The organism is Streptococcus sp. HMSC10E12 (genome assembly GCF_001807855.1).
GTDB classification, from domain to species: Bacteria; Bacillota; Bacilli; order Lactobacillales; family Streptococcaceae; genus Streptococcus; species Streptococcus salivarius.
This window is the reverse complement of record NZ_KV791104.1, coordinates 350,480-372,421: the sequence shown is the minus strand read 5'-3', so window position 1 is coordinate 372,421 and position 21,942 is coordinate 350,480. Positions and strand designations below refer to the sequence as shown.

At 41.4% G+C, this 21,942-nt stretch carries 20 protein-coding genes; 4 read left to right on the top strand and 16 right to left on the bottom strand.

Annotation, left to right across the window (positions count from 1 at the left end):
* Positions 1–27 precede the first annotated feature (27 nt).
* The 8 genes from HMPREF3112_RS08465 to HMPREF3112_RS08430 all read right to left on the bottom strand — a co-directional run bounded on the left by HMPREF3112_RS08465 (position 28) and on the right by HMPREF3112_RS08430 (position 7,482).
* Positions 28–978: an L-lactate dehydrogenase gene (locus HMPREF3112_RS08465; RefSeq protein ID WP_070439243.1), complete on the bottom strand. Its 951-nt coding sequence runs from the start codon at positions 976–978 to the stop codon at positions 28–30.
* A gap of 88 nt (positions 979–1,066) precedes the next feature.
* Positions 1,067–1,405: a YlbF/YmcA family competence regulator gene (locus HMPREF3112_RS08460; RefSeq protein WP_002890462.1), complete on the bottom strand. Its 339-nt coding sequence runs from the start codon at positions 1,403–1,405 to the stop codon at positions 1,067–1,069.
* 9 nt (positions 1,406–1,414) lie between these two features.
* Positions 1,415–2,521 carry a prephenate dehydrogenase gene (locus HMPREF3112_RS08455; protein WP_070439240.1) on the bottom strand — a complete coding sequence of 369 codons (1,107 nt, stop codon included), beginning with the start codon at positions 2,519–2,521 and terminating at the stop codon, positions 1,415–1,417.
* Between the two features lie 29 nt (positions 2,522–2,550).
* Complete coding sequence (gene aroC, locus HMPREF3112_RS08450) at positions 2,551–3,717, bottom strand: chorismate synthase (RefSeq protein ID WP_070439237.1); 1,167 nt, start codon at positions 3,715–3,717, stop codon at positions 2,551–2,553.
* Complete coding sequence (aroB, locus tag HMPREF3112_RS08445) at positions 3,718–4,785, bottom strand: 3-dehydroquinate synthase (RefSeq protein WP_070439234.1); 1,068 nt, start codon at positions 4,783–4,785, stop codon at positions 3,718–3,720.
* A 12-nt stretch (positions 4,786–4,797) separates the two neighbouring features.
* Positions 4,798–5,655, bottom strand: coding sequence for a shikimate dehydrogenase (locus HMPREF3112_RS08440; RefSeq protein WP_070439231.1), 858 nt, complete (start codon positions 5,653–5,655; stop codon positions 4,798–4,800).
* Positions 5,645–6,322, bottom strand: coding sequence for a type I 3-dehydroquinate dehydratase (gene aroD, locus HMPREF3112_RS08435; RefSeq protein WP_002886054.1), 678 nt, complete (start codon positions 6,320–6,322; stop codon positions 5,645–5,647). The genes HMPREF3112_RS08440 and aroD overlap by 11 nt, the downstream gene beginning before the upstream one ends.
* Positions 6,319–7,482, bottom strand: coding sequence for a class I SAM-dependent rRNA methyltransferase (locus tag HMPREF3112_RS08430; RefSeq protein ID WP_037597587.1), 1,164 nt, complete (start codon positions 7,480–7,482; stop codon positions 6,319–6,321). Before HMPREF3112_RS08430 ends, aroD begins: the two co-directional genes overlap by 4 nt.
* A gap of 161 nt (positions 7,483–7,643) precedes the next feature.
* Here HMPREF3112_RS08430 and HMPREF3112_RS08425 point away from each other — a divergent pair, with 161 nt between their 5' ends.
* Together HMPREF3112_RS08425 and HMPREF3112_RS08420 are read left to right on the top strand one after the other, a co-directional pair.
* Positions 7,644–9,824, top strand: a complete 2,181-nt coding sequence (locus tag HMPREF3112_RS08425) for an LTA synthase family protein (protein WP_070439228.1) — start codon at positions 7,644–7,646, stop codon at positions 9,822–9,824.
* A 170-nt stretch (positions 9,825–9,994) separates the two neighbouring features.
* Complete coding sequence (locus HMPREF3112_RS08420) at positions 9,995–10,180, top strand: hypothetical protein (RefSeq protein ID WP_002886071.1); 186 nt, start codon at positions 9,995–9,997, stop codon at positions 10,178–10,180.
* A gap of 152 nt (positions 10,181–10,332) precedes the next feature.
* Here HMPREF3112_RS08420 and eno read toward each other — a convergent pair whose 3' ends face one another.
* Positions 10,333–11,637 (bottom strand): surface-displayed alpha-enolase, encoded by a 1,305-nt coding sequence (gene eno / locus HMPREF3112_RS08415; protein WP_002886048.1) that lies wholly within the window; start codon positions 11,635–11,637, stop codon positions 10,333–10,335.
* A 205-nt stretch (positions 11,638–11,842) separates the two neighbouring features.
* Between eno and HMPREF3112_RS08410 the strand changes: the two genes are divergently transcribed.
* Positions 11,843–12,298 carry a YueI family protein gene (locus tag HMPREF3112_RS08410; RefSeq protein ID WP_070439225.1) on the top strand — a complete coding sequence of 152 codons (456 nt, stop codon included), beginning with the start codon at positions 11,843–11,845 and terminating at the stop codon, positions 12,296–12,298.
* Positions 12,299–12,328: 30 nt separating this feature from the next.
* Here the strand turns inward: HMPREF3112_RS08410 and HMPREF3112_RS08405 are convergent, their stop codons facing one another.
* From HMPREF3112_RS08405 to ccpA, 3 genes are read right to left on the bottom strand one after another with little or no spacing between them, the layout of a single operon-like run.
* Positions 12,329–13,444, bottom strand: a complete 1,116-nt coding sequence (locus tag HMPREF3112_RS08405) for a glycerate kinase (RefSeq protein WP_070439222.1) — start codon at positions 13,442–13,444, stop codon at positions 12,329–12,331.
* 12 nt (positions 13,445–13,456) lie between these two features.
* Complete coding sequence (locus HMPREF3112_RS08400) at positions 13,457–14,524, bottom strand: MmcQ/YjbR family DNA-binding protein (protein WP_021152145.1); 1,068 nt, start codon at positions 14,522–14,524, stop codon at positions 13,457–13,459.
* Positions 14,525–14,583: 59 nt separating this feature from the next.
* Positions 14,584–15,585, bottom strand: a complete 1,002-nt coding sequence (gene ccpA / locus HMPREF3112_RS08395) for a catabolite control protein A (RefSeq protein ID WP_070439219.1) — start codon at positions 15,583–15,585, stop codon at positions 14,584–14,586.
* Between the two features lie 312 nt (positions 15,586–15,897).
* Between ccpA and HMPREF3112_RS08390 the strand changes: the two genes are divergently transcribed.
* Positions 15,898–16,980 carry a M24 family metallopeptidase gene (locus HMPREF3112_RS08390; protein ID WP_014634135.1) on the top strand — a complete coding sequence of 361 codons (1,083 nt, stop codon included), beginning with the start codon at positions 15,898–15,900 and terminating at the stop codon, positions 16,978–16,980.
* Positions 16,981–17,076: 96 nt separating this feature from the next.
* On the opposite strand, the gene HMPREF3112_RS08385 is transcribed toward HMPREF3112_RS08390, so the two are convergent.
* From HMPREF3112_RS08385 to rnr, 4 genes are all read right to left on the bottom strand, one after another.
* Positions 17,077–17,445, bottom strand: coding sequence for a S1 RNA-binding domain-containing protein (locus HMPREF3112_RS08385; protein WP_002886108.1), 369 nt, complete (start codon positions 17,443–17,445; stop codon positions 17,077–17,079).
* A gap of 1 nt (position 17,446) precedes the next feature.
* Complete coding sequence (locus HMPREF3112_RS08380) at positions 17,447–18,853, bottom strand: Cof-type HAD-IIB family hydrolase (protein ID WP_048675114.1); 1,407 nt, start codon at positions 18,851–18,853, stop codon at positions 17,447–17,449.
* 146 nt (positions 18,854–18,999) lie between these two features.
* Complete coding sequence (gene smpB, locus HMPREF3112_RS08375) at positions 19,000–19,464, bottom strand: SsrA-binding protein SmpB (protein WP_002885905.1); 465 nt, start codon at positions 19,462–19,464, stop codon at positions 19,000–19,002.
* 21 nt (positions 19,465–19,485) lie between these two features.
* Positions 19,486–21,939, bottom strand: coding sequence for a ribonuclease R (gene rnr / locus HMPREF3112_RS08370; protein WP_070439216.1), 2,454 nt, complete (start codon positions 21,937–21,939; stop codon positions 19,486–19,488).
* Between the last annotated feature and the right edge of the window lie 3 nt (positions 21,940–21,942).

The following is a 21,942-nucleotide window of genomic DNA, read 5'->3' as shown; positions in this document are numbered from 1 at the left end:
TAACCATAGACTGAATTGTCAAAATATTCACTCTCTAGTATTAGTATACTTTTCTCTTAGAAAGGCAACTGCCTCTTGAAAACGGTTCCGAATTAAGTTAGCAGACTCCTCCAAGAGACGATTTTCCTCAGCCGACAAAGACAAGTGAACAGGTGCAGCCACCCCTTGACGCCCTAAAATAACTGGATAGCCAAGATAGGTCTGATAGGCTGCTTGATAGCTAGATACCGCCACTTCTTCTTGAGCATCAGAAAGGATAATAGATACCAAACGAAGAGCCGCACTGGCAATGCCGTATGAAGTATAGCCCTTACCATAAAAGACCTTGTGGCCACCCTTCATAGAAGCCATAAAAAGATTTTGACGCTCTTCTTCACTGGTCAATGCTGTAATATCTTGACCTTTGACCTTGACTTGACTCCAGGCTGTAAATTGGGAATTCCCATGTTCGCCAAGATTGTAGCCGGATACTGATTTTGGATTGACTGATAAATCATCTCCTACCGCTGCCTTCATTCGAGCTGTATCAAGTAGAGTCCCTGTCCCAATCACACGTTCTCTTGGCCAACCTGTGAACTCTTGATAGAGGGCTGATACGGCATCTACAGGGTTTGAGATAACCAAGAGTATACCTTTAAAATCCAATTTTTTGAGTTCCTGAGAAACCTGATAAACAGCTTCTCGGGTAAATGGAAATTCAGCAAAACGGTCCTCACTGGCATTATGCTGTAACTGAATATTTCCAAGAGATGAAATAATCACATCAGCATCTTCAAGTGCTGCATAATCATTAACCACGATGTTGGCATAGCTAGGCAGATTGGCCATAGCATCTTTAAAATCCTGGGCATCCGCCTCAGCCTTTTTCTCATTGATATCTATAAAGACATAACTATCAGCCAAACCTTGAGCAATAGCTCCATGAGCTACCGCAGCTCCAACATTTCCCATACCAATAATTCCAATTTTACGAGACATCATTCTCCTCCTTAATATTTGATCTTCATTCTTAGACAATCTCTTTTGAATGCAGAAAAGGGCCTGTCAACTGACACACCCTCTCTGATTAGCTATTCAATTCTTGCAAAGGTTTGAAGATGATACGTTCAATATCATTCAAATAAACAGACAAGCCTTGTTGTGCAGCCAAGTATTCTTTCAAAAGGGCATTAGCTTCCACTTTTTGCCCCAATTCTTGAACAGCTGCTTGTTCTTCTGCTGTTGGCATTGTACCAGCTTGCATTTTAGCATAGAAATCCTCTTGGAAATCAGTGAACTCTTTGAAAAGAGCACTAGCCTCAGCATCAGCTGCAATAGCTTCTTTTTTCTCTACCAAAGTTTTGTACTCAGGAAGGGCACGAATGCCACGTTCCAACTCATTTGCTAAATCATAAATATTTGTCATTTTATTCTCCTAGGCGATCACCACATGATAGTCTGTATTGGCTTCAATAACAGTCTTAGCATGTGTACGATCTTTTTCATTTTTAAAAGTAATTTGAAGGATACCGTGAATATCTTCACGATTTTCTTCATTGATACGAAGGTTAACCAAAGACGTTCCTCGCAACAATTCCATAATGCTAAGGATAACGTCCTCACGGTCAGGCACATCCACGAAAATATCGAAGGCACTTTCCACGCCACCCTTTTTGTGGATTTCCATCTCTTTACGCTTCTTACGACCATTGTCAAAGAACTCCCAAATGGCATTCTCATCCTCAGCCTTAATCAAGTCAGCCACATGGTCCAAACGTTTTTTGAAATCTTCAATACGATTCAAAACAGCAGGCCCATTAGTCATGAGAATGGAAGCCCACATACCCGGTTCACTCTCAGCAATACGAGTCATATCTCGGAATCCCCCAGCCGCAAAGTGATTAGTCATTTCGTGAGCCTGAGCATAATCAGCCGCCTGCTCCATAAGACCAGAAGCTAAAAGGTGCGGAAAATGACTGATTTGACTGGTTACACGGTCGTGTTCAGCCGCATCAATCTCCACAAAACGTGACTTAAGCCCAGACAAGATGTCCTTAAGCTCTGGGATTGTTGTCTCTCTTGTCAGACTTGTCGGTGTGAAAATATAATAGGCATTTTCAAAAAGCGTCACGTCGGCTGCAATAGCCCCTGATTTATGGGAACCAGCCATAGGGTGGGAACCTACAAACTGAACATTTTTACCTGTTAGGTAACGTTCAGCTGCCTCAACGATATCCAACTTAGTAGACCCTGCATCTGTGATGATGACATTATCTTTGAGATCCAAGTCAGCCAATTCGTGCAAGTAGGCCACAGTTTGCTTAATTGGCACTGCAAGGATAATCACATCAGCAAGTGGGGCAAACTCTTTGAAATCACTGGTTGCACGGTCAACGATACCACGCTCAAGCGCAATATTTCGAGAATAGTCAGAGCGATTATATCCAAGAATCTCATAATCAGGGTGGTCTCTTTTAATCCCTAAAGCCAAGGAACCACCAATTAAGCCCAATCCTGCGATATAAATTGTTTTCTTACTCATTACTACTCCCATCTATTGTCTGATGCTGCTTAAAAGTTTTTCACATAGTCACGATGACGTGCTACCGCTTCTTTCAATTCTTCCATGTTATCGGAAGAGAATTTGTCCAAGATTTCATTAGCTACGACTGTAGCAACTACGGATTCCATAACAACACCTGCTGCCGGCAAGGCCGTTGGATCTGAACGCTCAACTGTTGCCTTGTAAGGTTCGTGTGTTTCGATATCTACTGACATCAAAGGCTTGTAAAGGGTTGGAATGGGTTTCATAACCCCACGCACCACAATTGGTTGACCATTGGTCATACCACCTTCGAAACCACCAAGATTGTTAGTGCGACGTGTATAACCATCCTCTTCATTCCAGAGAATCTCGTCCATCACTTGAGAGCCCTTGAGGTAGCCATCTTTGAAACCAAGACCAAATTCCACACCCTTGAAGGCATTGATGGATACAACTGCTTGAGCAATCTTAGCATCAAGTTTTGTATCCCATTGCACATAAGAACCAAGACCAACAGGAACACCACCAACGACAGTTTCAACGACACCACCGATTGTGTCCCCTTCTTTTTTGATTTGGTCAATGTAATCTTTAATTTCTTGTTCACGTTCTTGGTTAACGACTGAAATCTCTGATTGTTGAGCCAATTCCTTGATTTGAGCCACCGTCAAATTCTCAGGCACATCAATTTCCTTACCACCAAAGACAACAACATGGTTAGCAATTTCAATATCGAGCTCAGCCAAGATACGTTTAGCGACAGCACCTACTGCCACACGCATAGTTGTTTCACGCGCACTAGAACGCTCCAAGGAATTACGCAAATCATCAAAACGGTATTTCATTCCACCAACCAAGTCAGCATGTCCTGGACGTGGGTGAGTGATTTTACGTTTGGTTTTCAAACGGTCTTCAATGTCTTCCACAGCCATGATGTCCAACCATTTTTGATGGTCCTTATTGATAACATGAAGGGTGATTGGAGCCCCTGTTGTTTTCCCATGACGAACACCAGAAGTGATTTCAACCTTATCAGACTCAATTTTCATACGGCCACCACGACCATAACCACCTTGGCGGCGTTTCAAATCAGCATTGATATCTTCAGCCGTCAAGGGAAGACCAGCTGGAACACCTTCGATAATTGCTGTTAAACGTGGGCCATGAGACTCACCTGCTGTTAAATATCTCATTTATTTCTCCAAGTACTCTTTCATTTCAACTAAAGGAATCTGATTGATAGCTGCCTTACCAATCTCTGGAACGATAACTGTCTTAATGCTATTGCCACGAGCTTTTTTATCATGTGTGAGGGCTGTATAGAGCTCCTCAACACGCCATGGCTCATAGTCTACTGGCAAGCCAAATTTGACACACATCTCAGCGATTTGACGTGTGATCCCCTTAGGCATCAGACCTTTTTCCTCAGCAACTCGTGAAATCTGAACCATTCCGATAGCTACCGCTTCACCGTGCATGACTTTACCGTAACCAGCTGTTTGTTCAACGGCATGCCCAATCGTATGACCAAAGTTTAGGTACATACGGACACCACCTTCAAACTCATCTTCAACCACAATTTTACGCTTCACATTACATGAACGGTAAATAATGGTTTCTGAGTTTTCTAGGATACTGTGAACCGAACCATCAATGCTTTCAAGGAGGTGCCAAAGTTCAGGATCGTCAATCAAACCGTATTTGACAACCTCACCCATACCTTCGATCAATTCACGTTTACCAAGTGACTCAAGGACATTAGGGTCAATCAAAACCCCATCAGGCTGAGCAAAAGTTCCCACGATATTTTTAGCAAATGGTGTGTTCACACCCGTCTTACCACCAATAGATGAATCCACCTGGGCAGTTAGACTAGTTGGAACCTGAACGAAGTGAATCCCACGCATATAGGTCGAAGCGACAAAGCCTGCCAAATCACCAACAACGCCACCACCAAGAGCAAGAATCCCATCACTACGAGTCATGCCATTCTTAATCAAAAACTCATAAGCCTTATTAACAGTTTTAAGATTTTTACTTGCTTCACCTTCTAAGAAATCAAAAACGACTACCTCAAAACCTTCGTGCTCCAAGCTAAGCTTAACTTTTTCTGCATATAGAGCTCCCACATGATTGTCTGTGATGAGTGCAATCTTTTGCGGTTCCCAAAGTGACTTCACCCATTGACCGACGGTCTTAAGGGCTCCTTTTTCAATAATAATGTCATAAGGGTTATGTGTTAAATTTACCTCTAGTTTCATAGTCGTCCCCTCCTAGCTATTGTAAATATTTTCTAATTCCTGCCAAATGGCGTCTGTTGGCATGTCCTTGCCGGTCCACAATTTAAAGGCACCTGCCGCTTGATGAAGCAACATGCCAAGTCCATTCACAGCCTCGATTCCCTGTTTTCTAGCCAAGGCCAAGAAAGGTGTTTCAAAAGGCTGATAAATGATATCAGCAACCAAGAGTCCCTTAGGAAATTTTGTGTCTGTAGGAATAGGCAAGGATTCGCCATCCATCCCAACACTCGTCGCATTCACCAATAAATCAGCCTGGCCTAGTTCCTCTTGAAAATACTCAAAATCATTTAAAGCATGAAACTCCAAGTGGCAAGTTGCCTGTTCAAGTAAGGACTTAAAACTTTCTTTTGCCTTATCCAATGACTGAGGGCGAACATAGACACTGACTTTTTTTGCACCATCAAGAACTGCCTGCGTCACAATAGCTTTAGCGGCACCACCAGCACCCAAAATCATCAGATGAGCGTCTCTAGGGCTAAAGTCCTTTAGACTAGCAAAGAAGCCAAAACCGTCCGTATTATGACCAATCAAATGACCATCACGATTAACAACTGTATTGACGGCACCAATCAGTTGAGCTGCAGGACTAATTTCATCCAAAAAAGGAATGACTGCTTCCTTATATGGCATCGACAAGTTGATACCGAACATGTTGTAACGTCTAATATTTTCAACTGTCTCGGCTAGGTCTGACTCTGGAATCTCCCAGGCCACATAAACACCATTAACTTGTGTCTTTTCGAAGGCCAAATTATGAATGAATGGTGAAATGGAATGCTTGATAGGATTGGCAACAACAGCCGCTAAGCGTGTGTGTCCATCAATCTGCATCCAAAACCTCCATGATTCTGCGCATGTCTGCTAAACTAATTTGTCCTGGCGCACTGGCATTATCAAGACTAGCAAAGGTCCATGATGACCCCACCAAATCTCCCGCAAAACGTGACAAACGACCTAGTTTACCCATTGACATGGTCACAAACTCTTGCTCAGGATTATAGGCCTTAAAACCACGTGTGAAGTTCATAAGGTCAAGAACATCCTGCTCATGCTTAGGCATAACCGCCACCTTAACCACTCTCGGCGTTAAGTTTGTCATCTCAGACAAAAGCTCCATGAGGTTTTCAGGTGTCTCCTCAAAGTTATGATAAGACAAAACCAAGTTTGAAAAATCCAGCATTTGGTCAAAGACAGCCTTACGAGTGAAATACTCAAAATCAATATAATCTGGCGAGTAGATAGCAGCGACATCCTCAATTAGTGCGACATATTCCGCATCCGTTAACTCAAGCTTGCCACCCTCACGCGTTGTACGGATGGTAAAGACAATCTCAAAGCCTGCGAATTTCTCGAAAATAGCTGGAGCAACCGTTAAGATACTATCCTTATCTAAAAAATCTGCACGCCATTCTATAATGTCTGCCCCCTCAAAACGAGACAGTTCAAGCTCTTGTGCCTCCTCTAAACTAGTTGGCATAATCGGAACTACAATTTTCATTTATTTACCTTTATTGTGTATACTTTCAAATAATTTGATGTTGGATCATTAGGATTGACGGTAAAATCCGCTGGTAATTGTTGCAGGTTAACGAAGTCCGCTGAAACATCTCCCAAGCCCTTACGGAGTTGTTTTTTAAACTGTTGCACGGTCATATTAGCAGCATTGGTACTTGCGATGATTGTCCCATGCTCTGATAAAATATCAAGACTCTGTGCAATTAACTTGTGGTAATCCTTATTTGCTGAGAAAGTGCGTTTCTTATTTCGAGCAAAGCTTGGCGGATCGATGACGATAAGGTCATAAGATAAGCCTTTTTTCTTTGCATATTTGAAATAATCGAAGACATCCATCACGACCAAGCGATGATTTTCCATACTGAAGCCATTAGCTTCAAAATGAGCTGTCGATAATTCACGTGAACGCTTAGCCAAATCAACCGATGTCGTTTCAACCGCTCCCCCCATAGCTGCAGCCACTGAAAAAGCTGCCGTATAGGAGAACATATTCAAAACTGATTTTCCCAAAGCTAAGCCATTAACTAAACCATCACGCACTTCATGCTGATCAAGGAAAATCCCCGTCATTAGCCCATCATTGAGGAAAACTTCATAAGTTACCCCATTTTCTAAAATGGTGAAGGTATCAGCCGCCTCTTGCCCAAAAAGATGGTCTGATTCGAAATCAAGACCCTTGAAGCGGATTTTCTCATAGCCTCCCAAGACCTCAGGAAAGACCATTTGGAAAGCCTCTACAATATCATTTTTCAAGGAATAAACAAAGGCATTGTACCATGAAAAGAGGGCATAATCCCCATATAAATCAATTGTGAGACCACCAAAATCGTCACCATCTTGGTTGAAAAGACGAAAAGCTGTCGTCAACTCATTATCATAATAGGATTGACGTTTGGCCTTAGCCCTTTCAAAAAGTCCTTGAAAATAAGTCACTGTCAATTGTTGTTTTTTAGGGGACAGAAACCATCCTATCCCCTTATTTTGACTTGACAAATAGCCCGTTCCTAAAAAGTCTTTGGATTGGCTATATAGATAAACCAACTGATTATTTTCAGTTATATTTGGAAAATCTTCGGCTAAAAGAAGCTGTTTTCCTTGTTTGATTTTTTTCTCCGCAAAGGGACTTACCGTCAATATACTCATGTTACTATTATACCAAAAAAATGCTATTATTTCTGTTTCGTGACTAGATTTTATCAATTATATGTCAAGGAATATCACACTCAATGGCAGTAAATTTTTGAGAGTCATTATCTTATTTGGTATAATGATTAAGATAATATAGAATCAAAGGAAGTATTACTTTGAAAAAAATTACTGAAGCCTTTTGGAAAGGAGTTTCATCAAGACTTGGATTTATCCTCTTGTTACTCTTCTTTTACTGGCTAAAAACCATATTCGCTTATTACGTCAACATTAATCTTGAGTTGGAAAGCAGATATCAGGTTATGCTTTCGCTGATCAACCCTATTCCACTAGGATTAATGCTTCTGGGTTTAGGACTATACTTCAAGAAACGACGTTTCTTTTATAGCATTACCATTGCTATCTATGTCATCCTTAACCTCTTACTTATTGCTAATGTGATTTACTTTGGAGAGTTTACAGACTTCATCACTGTAAATACCATCCTAGCAAGTTCTAGTTCGGCAGCAGGACTAGGAGACTCAGCCAAGAACCTTCTTGAGCCAAGCTATATTTTCTACCTGATTGATGTTCCTTTCTTCATCTATGCTGGTTTCAGGAAAAAGCTTAAAATGGACAGCAAGCCATTTAATAAACGAGCTAGTTTCGCAGTTACTGCACTATCAACACTCCTACTCTCAGTTAACCTCTTCTTAGCGGAAGTTAACCGTGGCGAGTTGTTGACACGTGGTTTCTCAAATAACTATATTGTTCGTGCTATGGGGCTTCCCTTCTTCACAGCCTATTCTGGTAACTTAACTTATCAAGCTTCACAGGCTCGTTCATCTGCAACAGCTGAGGATATGAAAAAGGTTGAGGCTTACGTTAAGGAGCACTATGCGGCACCTGACCCTAAGTATTACGGAATTGCTAAAGGAAGAAACGTCATCGTTATTCACTTGGAAAGCTTCCAACAGTTCCTCATTGATTACAAGCTCAAAGTAGACGGTCAAGACTATGAGGTTACACCATTCATCAATTCCATTTATCACTCAAATGAAACTCTAGCCTTTTCAAACTTCTTCCACCAAGTAAAATCAGGTAAAACTTCTGATGCTGAAACCTTGATGGAAACGTCTCTCTTTGGACTAAGCACAGGGTCATACATGGTAAACTATGGTGGTACCAATACAGCCTATGCTGCGCCATCTATCCTAGCTCAAACAGGTGACTATACGTCAGCTGTTTTCCACGGAAACACTGGATCCTTCTGGAATCGTAATAATACCTATAAACAATGGGGTTATAACTACTTCTTTGACTCATCAGCCTTCACTGAAAAAACTGATGAAAACTCCTTCCAGTATGGTCTAAATGACAAGTACATGTTCCCAGATTCCATCAAGTATCTGGAACAAATGCAACAACCTTTCTACGTTAAATACCTTACAGTATCTAACCACTACCCATATACTTCTCTCTCAGGCGATGAAAAGGAACAAGGTTTCCCACTTGCCGAAACAAAAGACGAAACAGTCAACGGATATTTTGCAACAGCTAACTATCTTGACTCAGCAATCAAAGACTTCTTTGATTACCTCAAGGAAACCGGTCTTTACGATAACTCGATTATTGTCATGTACGGTGACCACTATGGTATCTCTGATACACGAAGCAGCAATCTTGCTGAACTTCTCGGTAAGAACCCTGAAACTTGGTCAAACTATGATAAAGCCATGCTTCAACGTGTTCCTTACATGATTCATATTCCAGGCTATACTGGTGGTGGTATCTCTAACACCTTTGGTGGTGAGGTTGATGCCCTTCCAACTCTCCTTCACGTTCTTGGCGTTGACACTAGCTCTTATATCCAGATGGGACAAGACCTCCTATCTCCTGATAATAAGCAAACCGTCGCATTTAGAACCTCAGGTCAATATGTTACTCCTCAATACACCAGCTACTCTGGTCGACTTTATAACACTCAAACAGGGGAAGAAATTACCAACCCTGATGAGACAACTAAAAAGGATAACGAAGCCATTCGTAAGGCAGTAGCAACTCAGCTTTCGATGAGTGACGCTGTTCAAACAGGTGACCTTCTTCGTTTCTATACGCCAAACGGTTTGAAGCATGTTGATTCTAGCAAGATTTCCTACACTAAACAGATGGATCAACTAAAAGAAATCAATAAAAAGCTGAAAGATAAATCAACCAGCCTCTACAAACAAAAAGGCAATAAATCGACAGCTGATCTATTCAAGACCCCATCTTACAAGGAACTACATCCTGCAGAATCTGAATCAAGCTCAAGTTCAAGTGAATCAGAGTCTAGTAGCTCTTCAACGGAACAACAATAAGCCTTAAAAGCAGTCCTATTTGGACTGCCTTTTTAGATTAAACAATTATCAATCGTACTTAACTGGAAAATCATAATCCTCATAGCACTCGCCTCAAACATATTTCTTGCTAGTTTGCTATAAGCGTGATTAAATAGGATTTGTAAGAAAACTTATAAAGGAGAACCGATATGAATCCAATGGAATTATTTAACCAAGTAAAAGAAATGATCGAAAAGAAAGATTTCGAAGCTGCTAAAAAGTTTGTCGATGAAAACAAAGATGATTTGGGCGAGTACTTCGACCAAGCTAAATCTCTTGTGTCAGGCAACGAAATGGTCAGTGGCGCTTTAGACAAGATTAAAGGTCTATTCTAAGACGAAATCCCCGCAGTCAATAGGATTGCGGGGGCTTTTTATGTCTAGAAGTCCTATTTAGAGACGGTGCCTAGCTTAGTCAAAAGTTCTTTAGAACAAGCAAAAAAAGAGATTCCCTAAGGAACCTCTTTTTATTCTATATGACTATAGAATTATTTTTTCAAGTTGTAGAATGATTTCAAACCACGGTATTCTGCAACTTCACCAAGTTGGTCTTCGATACGAAGCAATTGGTTGTATTTAGCGATACGGTCAGTACGTGACAATGAACCTGTCTTGATTTGACCAGCGTTAGTTGCAACTGCGATATCAGCGATTGTTGAATCTTCAGTTTCACCTGAACGGTGTGATACTACTGCTGTGTATCCAGCTTCTTTCGCCATTTCGATAGCGTCGAAAGTTTCAGTCAAAGTACCGATTTGGTTAACTTTGATAAGGATTGAGTTAGCAGCGTGTTCTGCAATACCTTTTTCAAGGTAAGCTGTGTTAGTTACGAAGAAGTCGTCACCAACCAATTGAACTTTACCACCAAGACGTTCAGTAAGAGCTTTCCAACCGTCCCAGTCGTTTTCGTCCATACCATCTTCGATAGTGATGATTGGGTATTTGTTAACCAATTCTTCAAGGTAGTCGATTTGTTCTGCAGCAGTACGAACAGCAGCGCCTTCACCTTCAAATTTAGTGTAGTCGTAAACTTTACGTTCTGCATCGTAGAATTCAGATGATGCACAGTCAAATCCGATAAATACGTCTTTACCTGGTACATATCCAGCAGCTTCGATAGCTTTGATGATAGTTTCAACACCATCTTCAGTTCCGTCGAAACGAGGTGCGAAACCACCTTCGTCACCTACGGCTGTTTCAAGTCCACGTTCTTTAAGGATTTTCTTAAGTGCGTGGAAGATTTCAGCACCCCAACGAAGAGCTTCTTTGAATGTTGGTGCACCAGCAGGTACGATCATGAATTCTTGGAAAGCGATTGGAGCGTCTGAGTGAGAACCACCGTTGATGATGTTCATCATTGGAGTTGGAAGAACTTTAGTGTTGAATCCGCCAAGGTAGCTGTAAAGTGGAACTTCAAGGTAGTCAGCAGCTGCGCGTGCTACAGCGATAGACACACCAAGAATAGCGTTGGCACCAAGTTTACCTTTGTTTGGAGTACCGTCAAGAGCGATCATTGCGCGGTCAATACCTTGTTGATCACGTACGTCGAATCCGATGATGTGTTCAGCAATAACGTTGTTTACGTTATCAACTGCTTTTTGAGTACCAAGACCACCGTAACGAGCTTTGTCACCATCACGAAGTTCTACTGCTTCGTGTTCACCAGTTGAAGCTCCTGAAGGAACCATACCGCGACCGAATGCACCAGATTCAGTGTAAACTTCTACTTCAAGTGTTGGGTTACCGCGTGAGTCAAGGACTTCGCGTGCGTAAACATCAGTAATAATTGACATTACAATACTCTCCTTATGAGTTAAAATTTTTTACACCTATATATTACCATAATATCAAGGCTTAAGCAAATTAAAACCAGAATTTTCTAGCGATTTTCTATTTTTTAATATTTTCAATTGTTTTTGAAAATCTCAGAAAACGACCTGAATGAAAAGGAATTCAAAATATTGTATAATACAAGTAGAAAACTAAGAGGAGATTCCTATGACTTCACTTGAAAACAAAGTACTCCAATGCGCTAGTGGCGAAAAACGCCTTAACCCCGATGAACTTCGTCAGTATTTTGGAACCTATGCGGAACGTGTAGTCCTAGCTGTTCTATTGGAAAATGCTGAAAAGAAAACTGTAATTGACCATTTTCCGCAGATCTTAAAAGACTTACAAGCCGTTTACCCGAATCTTAGTCTCAAGCTATCGCCAAAATTAGCTGACCAGATACAATTTACCTATATCAAAACGGCTCAAGCACTCAACATTTCAGCTACTATCGTGGACGAGGCCAAGGCCCATTCACCATACGGTCTTATTGTACATAGTAATCAAGCAGAGAATCTTGATAAAGTGTTATTTTCAGAGCTCTATCCTGATACCCTCGCTCCTAAAGAAACTGAACCTGTTACTGAAAAAAAAGGATTTTTCGCTAAACTATTTGGAAAATAAAAGCTGACGCAACGTCAGCTTTTTCTTATATCACAATGTTTTACTGAGCTTGATGAGATTCCCAATATTGAGTCCTGTTCGATAGAGATTCTCCTTGGCAGCAGCTAAAACTTGGTCTAAGTCTGATACTTGTCCAATAATGGGAAAGGCAGCTGAAATACCTGCTACTGGAAAATCAGGCAAGTCATCCTTCAGACTACCGCAGATAGCAATGACAGGAATAGCTGATGGTGTCCGCCTAGCCACCCCGACCGGTGCCTTACCAGACAAGGACTGGCTATCCATACGTCCTTCTCCTACTATAACCAAATCAGCAGACATCACACGTTGGTCAAAATCAACACAATCAAGTACAAAGTCAATCCCTGATTTAATTTCTGCACCTGCAAAGGCCACCAGGCCTGCAGCCATACCTCCTCCCGCCCCTGAACCAGCCAGTTTTAAAACTTCTGGAGCAAAGTTAGTGTAGAATTGTGACATATCTTGATCAACTTTTTTAAATTGTGAAGGAGACAAGCCTTTTTGTCCACCAAAAATATAGGTTGCTCCATCTCGGCCACACAGGGGGCTATCTACGTCAGTAATCAGACGAATGGTGACACCAGACAAATCAAGCTTATTTTTAGAGAATACCTTCTTAATGAGACCAAGATTAGCACCTATTGGCTCAAGCTCCTGTCCTTCAGAATCATAAAAACGATAACCCAATCCATATGCCATACCAATACCACCATCATTGGTAGCAGATCCACCTACGCCTATAATAAACTCTCGGATGCCAGATTGAACCAAATGAACAATTAGTTCACCTACGCCTTGTGTCGTTAGAGCTAGAGGATTTCGTTTTTCCTTAGAAATATGCTCTAAGCCACAAATCGCAGCCATTTCAAAAATGGCAGTCTGACCATTACTGGCAAAAGAAACACTTCCATCACTTGTATAGGCATGAGGAATCTTGATACTTTTCTTCTCAAGATTTAGATTTTCAGCAAGAGCATCTAAGGTCCCTTCACCACCATCGCCTATTGGCATAAGGTCAAAATCAGCGTCGGGTAAGGCATTTTCAAAGCCCGATTTGAGAGCTAAGGCGACCTCTTTTGCAGATAAACTTTCCTTAAATGAATCAGGTGCAATCAAAATTCGCATGATGTCCTCCTTCTATTTTTCTTTTAGGTAAGGGGATAAGGCCTGAACTAACTCTTCCGTCATATGTCTAGGACCCCGAACAGTTTTAATACCTAAACTCTTTAGTCTATCACTATCAAAGTCAGTGTCATTAAAAGTGTATAAGGGCTTAATCCGCATCAACTCTTTAATACTCTCCTCTTCACGATAACCTTGATTAGGGATATTTGCCTCTAAAACCTGACAGACGTAACGGATGGCCTTGGTAGGTGCCGTAATATAGATAGCCACAAAATCTCCCTTTTGCATACTAGCTTTCTGTGTCCAAAGAATCTCCTCATTTGCGGAAAACTCATCCCCAATATCGTAGTATTTCAAATTTACCGGGATAATCCAATAATGAGGCTCCGAAGCCTTTCTAAGATGTTTGGGAGCCACTAGGGAACGACTTTCACTAAGAAGCTCAAAAATGGTCTGGTCCGGCAAGGTCTCATCTAAAACAAGACTAACCCAGGTCTTCTTGGACATATGGTAGCTAGGAAAAACGCCATCCATTTTCAAGAGCTTATCCATTTGCGTCGGATTAACCTTGAGGTTAACCACATCATATGTTAATTCTGCCTTTTCTCCATCAAGCCCTAGTTTTTCTCCCTTAAGAGGAAAAAACAAGGCATACCATTTACCATCAACTCTAAAAGATAGATAGCTTGGTTCCTTCTCGAAAGGTTGGTCTGCTTGGTCTGAAAATTCTTGAGCTAAAAATTTAGCCAGGCGATTAGCTTGTGGAAATGAGAATAATTGATCTTCATAACAAGAATCAGCTACCTGTGACAGAAGTTCTCCATAAGCTTCTCTGACTTGACCAACGTAAGTTCCAGTAGCCTGAGGACTCCTGAAGATATCATAAGGCTCATCAAAATCACTATCGACAACCTGTCCCGTCAGCTTACCTTCTAAATCAATAAACAATCGAGCTTCAAGTTCTTCAGCTATCAGTGTTTTTCTGAACTCATAGCCTTGCTCGGTAGCTGTAAAACCAAAAGGCTCTAGGCTATCAGGTTTTAGGACTTTCTTTTTAAAATAAGCATCCTCAAAAGTCATTGGTTCTCCCTTTTTCTAAAAAAGAGAAGTTGAGACAAACTTATGTCCCAACTCCTTTTTTATTTTGTTGACTGACGTAAGGTAATACCGTGATTAAGAATAACATCTTTTTCTTCAAGCTCTTCCTTATTCATGATTTTAGTCAACATACGCATGCTAACTGCCCCTAAATCATAGAGAGGATGATTAATACTAGAAAGGTTTGGACGTGTGTAGCTTGTAATTGGTGAGTCATTGCTTGTGATGATTTCGAAGTCTTCTGGAACTGATTTACCTGCAGCAAAGAGGCCATTCAAGAGACCCGCAGCCAATTCATCTTCCCCAACATAGGCAGCAGTGGCACCAGAGTTCAAGACACGTTGTGCTAAATCAAAGCCGTCTTTATAGCTATATTTAGCTTCAAAGACAAGTCCTTCATTGTAGCGCAAATTATTCTTTTCAAGTCCAGCCTTATAACCAACTAGACGGAGCTTGCCATTAATATCATCAATTAGTGGTCCTGATACAAAGGCAACCTTTTCATTATTCTTGGCAAGCTGCGTTACAGAATCCTCAACGGCAGCTTTATAGTCGATGTTAACACTCGGTAATTGGTGTTCGAGGTCTACTGTTCCTGCTAGAACAATCGGCGTACGGGTACGAGAAAATTCTGCACGAATTTTTTCCGTCAAGTGGTAACCCATGAAGATGATACCGTCTACTTGTTTGGCAAATAGAGAGTTAATCACGGTAACTTCATGATCGTCATTTTCATCACTAGATGCAAGAACAATATTGTACTTGTACATCGTAGCAATATCATCAATCCCCCTTGCTAAAGTAGCAAAATAACTATTAGCAATATTTGGAATAACAACTCCTACAGTAGTGGTTTTCTTACTCGCCAAGCCACGCGCAACCGCATTTGGACGGTAATCCAAACGATCAATGACCTCAAGCACTTTTTTTCGGGTGTTTTCTTTTACATTTTTATTTCCATTTACCACACGAGACACAGTCGCCATCGAAACACCTGCTTCACGCGCAACGTCGTATATAGTAATTGTTTCATCAGTATTCATAAAAACACTTCCTTTCTCATTTTACGCTCACTTATTCATGCTAATTGTATCAGATTCTGAAAACACTTTCAATTATTTTGACTGATTTTTTACAAAAAAATGAAAGGGATTCCTTCTTTATGGTTACGAGGAAGAAAGCCATTTCAGAAAAAGGCCTCTCATTTCGTGTTTCCAAGACTATCCATCGCTTACAAAACTAGCCTAAAAAAGTCTCAATGAAAGTAAATGATTTAATGAAAAGCCAAAAAACAACTTGCATTTTCCCTATAAAAGTGACAGAATGAGTGTAAGAAATACAAAGGAGTTTTTTCTATGTCTAAACTTGATCGCATTCGTCATTTTTTGAATGAAAATAAAGCAGGGCTAGCTATTGTTTCAGATCCTGTAACTGTCAATTATCTTACTGGTTTTGATTGTGACCCACATGAACGCCAAATGTTCCTCTTCGTCTACGAAAATCGTGAACCTGCCCTCTTTGTTCCTGCTCTTGAGGTTGCACGTGCCTCTGCTGTACTCGACTTCCCAGTCTTTGGTTATGTGGATTCTGAAAATCCATGGCAAAAAATCAAAGCTGGTCTAGCAAGTACAGACAGCTCTATTATTTATGCAGAGTTTGACAATCTCAATGTGACTAAGTTCCAAGGATTGCAAACAGTCTTTGAAGGTCGCTTTGAAAACTTGACACCATTCATTCAAAAAATGCGCGTTATCAAGTCAGCTGATGAAATTCAAAAAATGATTGTTGCCGGTGATTATGCTGATAAAGCTGTTAATATCGGTTTCGACAATATCTCTCTTGACGTTACTGAAACAGACATCATTGCTCAAATCGAATTTGGCATCAAACGCTTGGGCTATGAAATGAGCTTTGAAACTATGGTCTTGACTGGTAACAATGCAGCCAACCCACACGGCATTCCTGGAAGCAACAAAATTGAAAAAGATGCTCTTCTTCTCTTCGACTTGGGCTGTATGGTGAATGGCTATGCTTCAGATATGACGCGAACAGTCGCTGTTGGAAAACCCGATGATTTCAAAAAAGAAATCTACCACTTGACTTTAGAAGCTCAACAGGCTGCCCTAGATATGATTAAACCAGGTGTAACTGCCAGCGAAGTCGATGCTGCAGCACGTAATGTTATTGAAAAAGCTGGTTATGGTGAATACTTCAACCACCGCCTCGGACACGGTATCGGAATGGATGTGCATGAATTCCCTTCAATCATGGAAGGAAATGACTTGGTAATCGAAGAAGGAATGTGCTTCTCTGTTGAACCAGGTATTTACATTCCTGAAAAAGTTGGTGTTCGTATCGAGGACTGTGGTTATGTGACAAAAGATGGCTTTGAAGTCTTCACACACACACCAAAAGAATTGCTCTATTTTGATGTCTAATTAATAAACATGGGTCTTCAATTAAATTGAAGATCTTTTTGTTTGTAGCCAAATCGAAAACACCAAAAAAGCTGACTCATCGAGAGTCAGCTTTTACTATTTTTCCTCATGCTCTTGTCTAAGATAGTCAAGTCCTTCTTCAATCCATCCTGGCATTGCTTCTGCCAAGGGTTTAAAGCCATAGTTCAAACGACTATCAGAGAAACGATGACGATGAGGGATTTTATTTTTTTCTTCCTCAAGGGTTCTCAAAGAAAGACTAGCCTTTTGTGTAAATTCATCAAAATCAACAACTTGAACCAAGACCTCCTGGTCTACCTTGAGGGTATTGTAGATGTTGTCGATATAACCTGTCTTAATCTCCGAGATGTGAATCAAGCCTGTGGTACCATTTTCCAATGAAACAAAGGCACCGTAAGGCTTGATGCCTGTGATAACACCCCTAAGCTTGTCTCCAATTTTCATCTTAGTCTGCTACCTCAACTGTTTCAATCACAACATCCTCAAGTGGCTTATCTTGAGCCCCAACCTCAACATTGGCAATCTCATCAAGCACCTTGTAAGAGTCTTCATCCACCAATTGACCAAAGACTGTGTGGCGACGGTCTAGGTGAGGTGTTCCACCATTTTCAGCATAAGCTTCCGCGATTGGTGCTGGCCAACCACCACGTTCGAGTTCCTTTTTAGCATAAGGAATTTCAGGCGTTTGAACGATGAAGAACTGACTACCATTAGTATCTGGTCCAGCATTGGCCATAGAAAGCGCACCACGGAGGTTATAGAGCTCTTCAGAAAATTCATCCTGGAAGCTACCACCAAAGCTTGACTCACCACCCATACCAGTACCAGTTGGGTCACCACCTTGAATCATAAAGTCCTTGATAATACGGTGGAAAATCACACCGTCATAGTAGCCACTCTTGGCCAAATTGACAAAGTTAGTAACTGTTAATGGTGCATGATCAGGGAAAAGCTTGATGACCAAATCACCATGGTTTGTTTTAATTGTTGCGACTGGACCTTCTACTGCATCCAAGTCAAGTTGTGGGAAATGAAGTTCTTTTTCTACCAATCCGAGTTCCTCCAAGGCATTGAAAATGCCATCTTCTTCTACTGTTCCTGTAACGTAATCTGCTTTTTCTTTCAGTTCTGGTGTGGCATTACCCATGGCAACCTTAAGTCCAACATAGTCAAAAATCTCCATATCGTTTGGACCATCCCCAAACATCATAGCATTGACCGGTTTAAGGTTTTCATGCTCCAAGACATGCTCGACACCAGATGCTTTTGAGATACCATTTGCTACGACGTCAGATGAGTGTTCATGCCAAGGTACCATACGAACATGTGTCGCAAGTTCTTCTGGTAACTCAAGCTCACCATCATTTTCCGCAAAAGTCCACATATGGTAAACATCGTTCGACAAGTGGAAGTCTGGCTCCACATCACAAAGACCATAGACTGGTTTCATAGCATCATCAATCAAACCTGAACGCTCTGAGACAACTGGCTTATCCTTACCAGCAAAGCCCCAAGCAATCCCAATCTCTTTACACCAAGCAACAAAAGCTTCTGTAACCTCACGAGCTAGGGGCTGGTTATAAATTTCTTCCCCTTTTCGATTAATCACATAAGTTCCATTGATGGTTACAAAATAATCGGGCTCTAGGTCTCGAATGTCCTCAACGACACCATAGTAGCCACGTCCTGTGGCAATCCCCGTCAAAATTCCTTTTTCTTTAAGCCCTTTGAAAACAGCCTTAATAGATTCAGGAATGTAGCCTGTCTTTTTGACACGAAGGGTGTCGTCAATGTCGAAGAAAACAATCTTTGTCTTCTTGGCCTTGTATTTTGTTTTAGCATCTACTGGCATCGCTAATCTCCTTTACAGTATCACGACCAGAGTTAGGTATAACTACTATCCCAACTAAAGACCGTATGGTACTCCCATTATATCATGTCTTAAAGCCAAAAACAAAAAATCATCTAGGACTATAGCAGTCTTAGATGATAGGCGTTTTAACGGTTAACACTCTTGATAATACGTTTGATATCACGCTCTTGTTCACGACGTTTGATAGACTCACGCTTATCGTAGTCGTGTTTCCCTTTGGCAATACCAAGCAACACCTTGGCAAAACCGTTTTTTAGGTATACCTTCAAAGGAACCAAGGTCATCCCTGTTCCCTTAAGGTCATTTTGAAGTTTGGTGATTTGCTTTTTCTTAAGCAATAATTTTCTCGTACGGTCTGGATCCTGATTCCAAATATTTCCTTGCTCAAAAGGAGCAATATGAACATTGATTAACCAGGCCTCACCATTCTTGATTTGGGCATAGCCATCTTTTAGTTGGATGCGTGCCGCACGAACGGATTTAATCTCCGTCCCTGTCAGCACGATACCCGCTTCAATAGTATCAACGATACTATAGTCATGTCTAGCCTTTTTATTCTGAGCAACAACATTGCCTTCACCCTTTGGCATAGCAGTCCCTCCATTCTCATCCTATTTTCGTTTTTTAGCAACGTCCTTGTAGAAAGGTTTGTTCCCTTTCTTCTTACGACGGCCACTCTCACGTCCCTTGTTATCATTATGAGGACGGTTTTGATTCTTACGCTTGTCGGGTTTCTTAGATGACTTACGTTTTTCGTCATAAGAGCCTTTACGACCATTAGCATCTTGACGGTTACGGTTATCCCCACGTTTACCACGACGTTCGAAGTCTCCATTTTGACGGTCACGACGTGGGCCTCTATTGCGGAAGGCTTTCGCCTTTTCTTCACGTTCCTGACGAGCCTTGTGGTCTACTTTTTCAGTGACATCATACTCGCTTGGAAGGTATTGGAAGTCAATGTCTCCGGTTTCCTTATCCGCACGTGTTAACTTGACACGGATAGGCTGACCAACTCGGAAAGTCTTACCAGTTTTCTCACCCTGAAGTGTCATGGTACGTTCATTGTAATTGTAAAATTCTGGAAGGGTCGTGATGTGAACCAAACCTTCGATAGTGTTTGGCAATTCCACAAACATACCGAATTTAACCACACTTCCGACAATACCATCGAATTCTTGACCAACAAACTCTTCCATGTATTCCGCTTTTTTCATAGCTTCAACGACACGTTCAGCATCAATGGCACGACGTTCAAGAGTTGAAGATGATGTCGCTAACTCAGGAATAACCTCTTCAAAATGTTCACGTGTTTCTTGAGACATATTGTTAGTGTACTCACGAATCATTCGGTGAACCAAGAGGTCTGGGTAACGACGGATTGGACTAGTAAAGTGGGTATAATACTGAGCCGCAAGTCCATAGTGTCCGTGGTTGTGTTCTGAATAGCGGGCTTGTTGCATTGAACGAAGCAGCATCATGTTCATGACCTCTGCTCCAGGTTTTCCCTGAACTTTGGCCATAAACTCTTGCAAATCTAGCTGATCCATCTTATTGGCAGTTCCTTTAATTTGAACACCAAAGATAGAGGCATAATCCATGAAGCGTTGCAATTTCTCAGCTTTTGGCTCTTCGTGGATACGGTAAATAAATGGCAACTTAGCCTTGGCGAAGTGCTCTGCCACACATTCATTGGCAGCCAACATGAAGGATTCAATCATTCGCTCGGCTGTTCCACGTTCACGCACCACGATATCCACTGGCATCCCCTTCTCATTGACCAAGATACGAGCTTCAGATGTATCAAAGTTAAGGGCACCACGACGCTCACGCATGTCTTCTAAAATCTTATGCAGTTCTGCCATAGCTGATACAGAATCCATGATTGGTTTAAACTGCTCAATCTTTTCTGGATTTCCAGCCAACATCTCATTGACATCACTGTAGGTCATACGGAAGGTTGTATTAATCACAGATTGACAAATCTTATGATTAACCACCTTACCTTTTGGAGTAATCTCCATAATGGCTGATTGCGTCAAGCGATCAACATTGGGATTTAGTGAACAAATACCATTTGAAAGACGCTCAGGCAACATTGGTACCACGCGGTCTGTCACATAAACAGATGTCCCACGTGCTACGGCCTCACGGTTAAGAGCAGAACCTTCAGTGACATAGTAAGACACATCGGCAATATGAACACCAAGTTCAAAGTTACCATTTGGCAAACGTTTGATATGGACCGCATCGTCCAAGTCCTTAGCATCGGCTCCGTCAATAGTAAAGGTTACTTCTTGACGAAGGTCAACACGACCAACGAGGTCTTCTTGACTCGGTGCATCTGGGACAGCTTCTGCCTCGGCCATGACATCCTCTGGGAACTCTGAAACAATATCCATTGATTCCAAAACTTCCAAGACATCAATACCAGCATCTCCCTGATGACCAATAATGTCACGAACACTTCCTACGAAATAATCATAGTGACGGTTAGGGTATTTTTCAATATCAACCTTGATAATTTCAGTACCATCTAGGGCAACTGGTTCTTTCTTGATGTAAATTGGCTGCTGAATTTTTTGGTTTTTAGACTTAATGTAACCCGCATAAGGTTCTTTCTCGTCGCTAAGGATAAATTTCCCTACAACAGTCTTAAGCGAACGTTCTACGATTTCAACAACTCGAGCTTCGGCTGCTGTCCCACGTAAACGATCTGCTGGCTTCTTGATGACAACGGCAACAGTATCACCATCAATGGCATGGCCAACATCATTACGACCAATGAACATATCATCTTCACTGTCATCGACATGTAAAAAACCAAAGCCGTTCTTATTGGCACGGAAGACACCTTCAACAGTCACCTGATTAGGATTTTCTTTCTTAGGACGCAAGGATACAGAGCCATCTCGGTTAAAACGCAACTGTCCCTTACTTTCCATGGCTGATATGGCCTTGATGAGCTGAGGGAACTTTTCTCCCCCAGCATGATTAAGAGCCTGGGCAATGTCGTTTACACTGGATTTCCCATGCTCCTTCAAATAATTTATAATAGATTCTTTCATGAT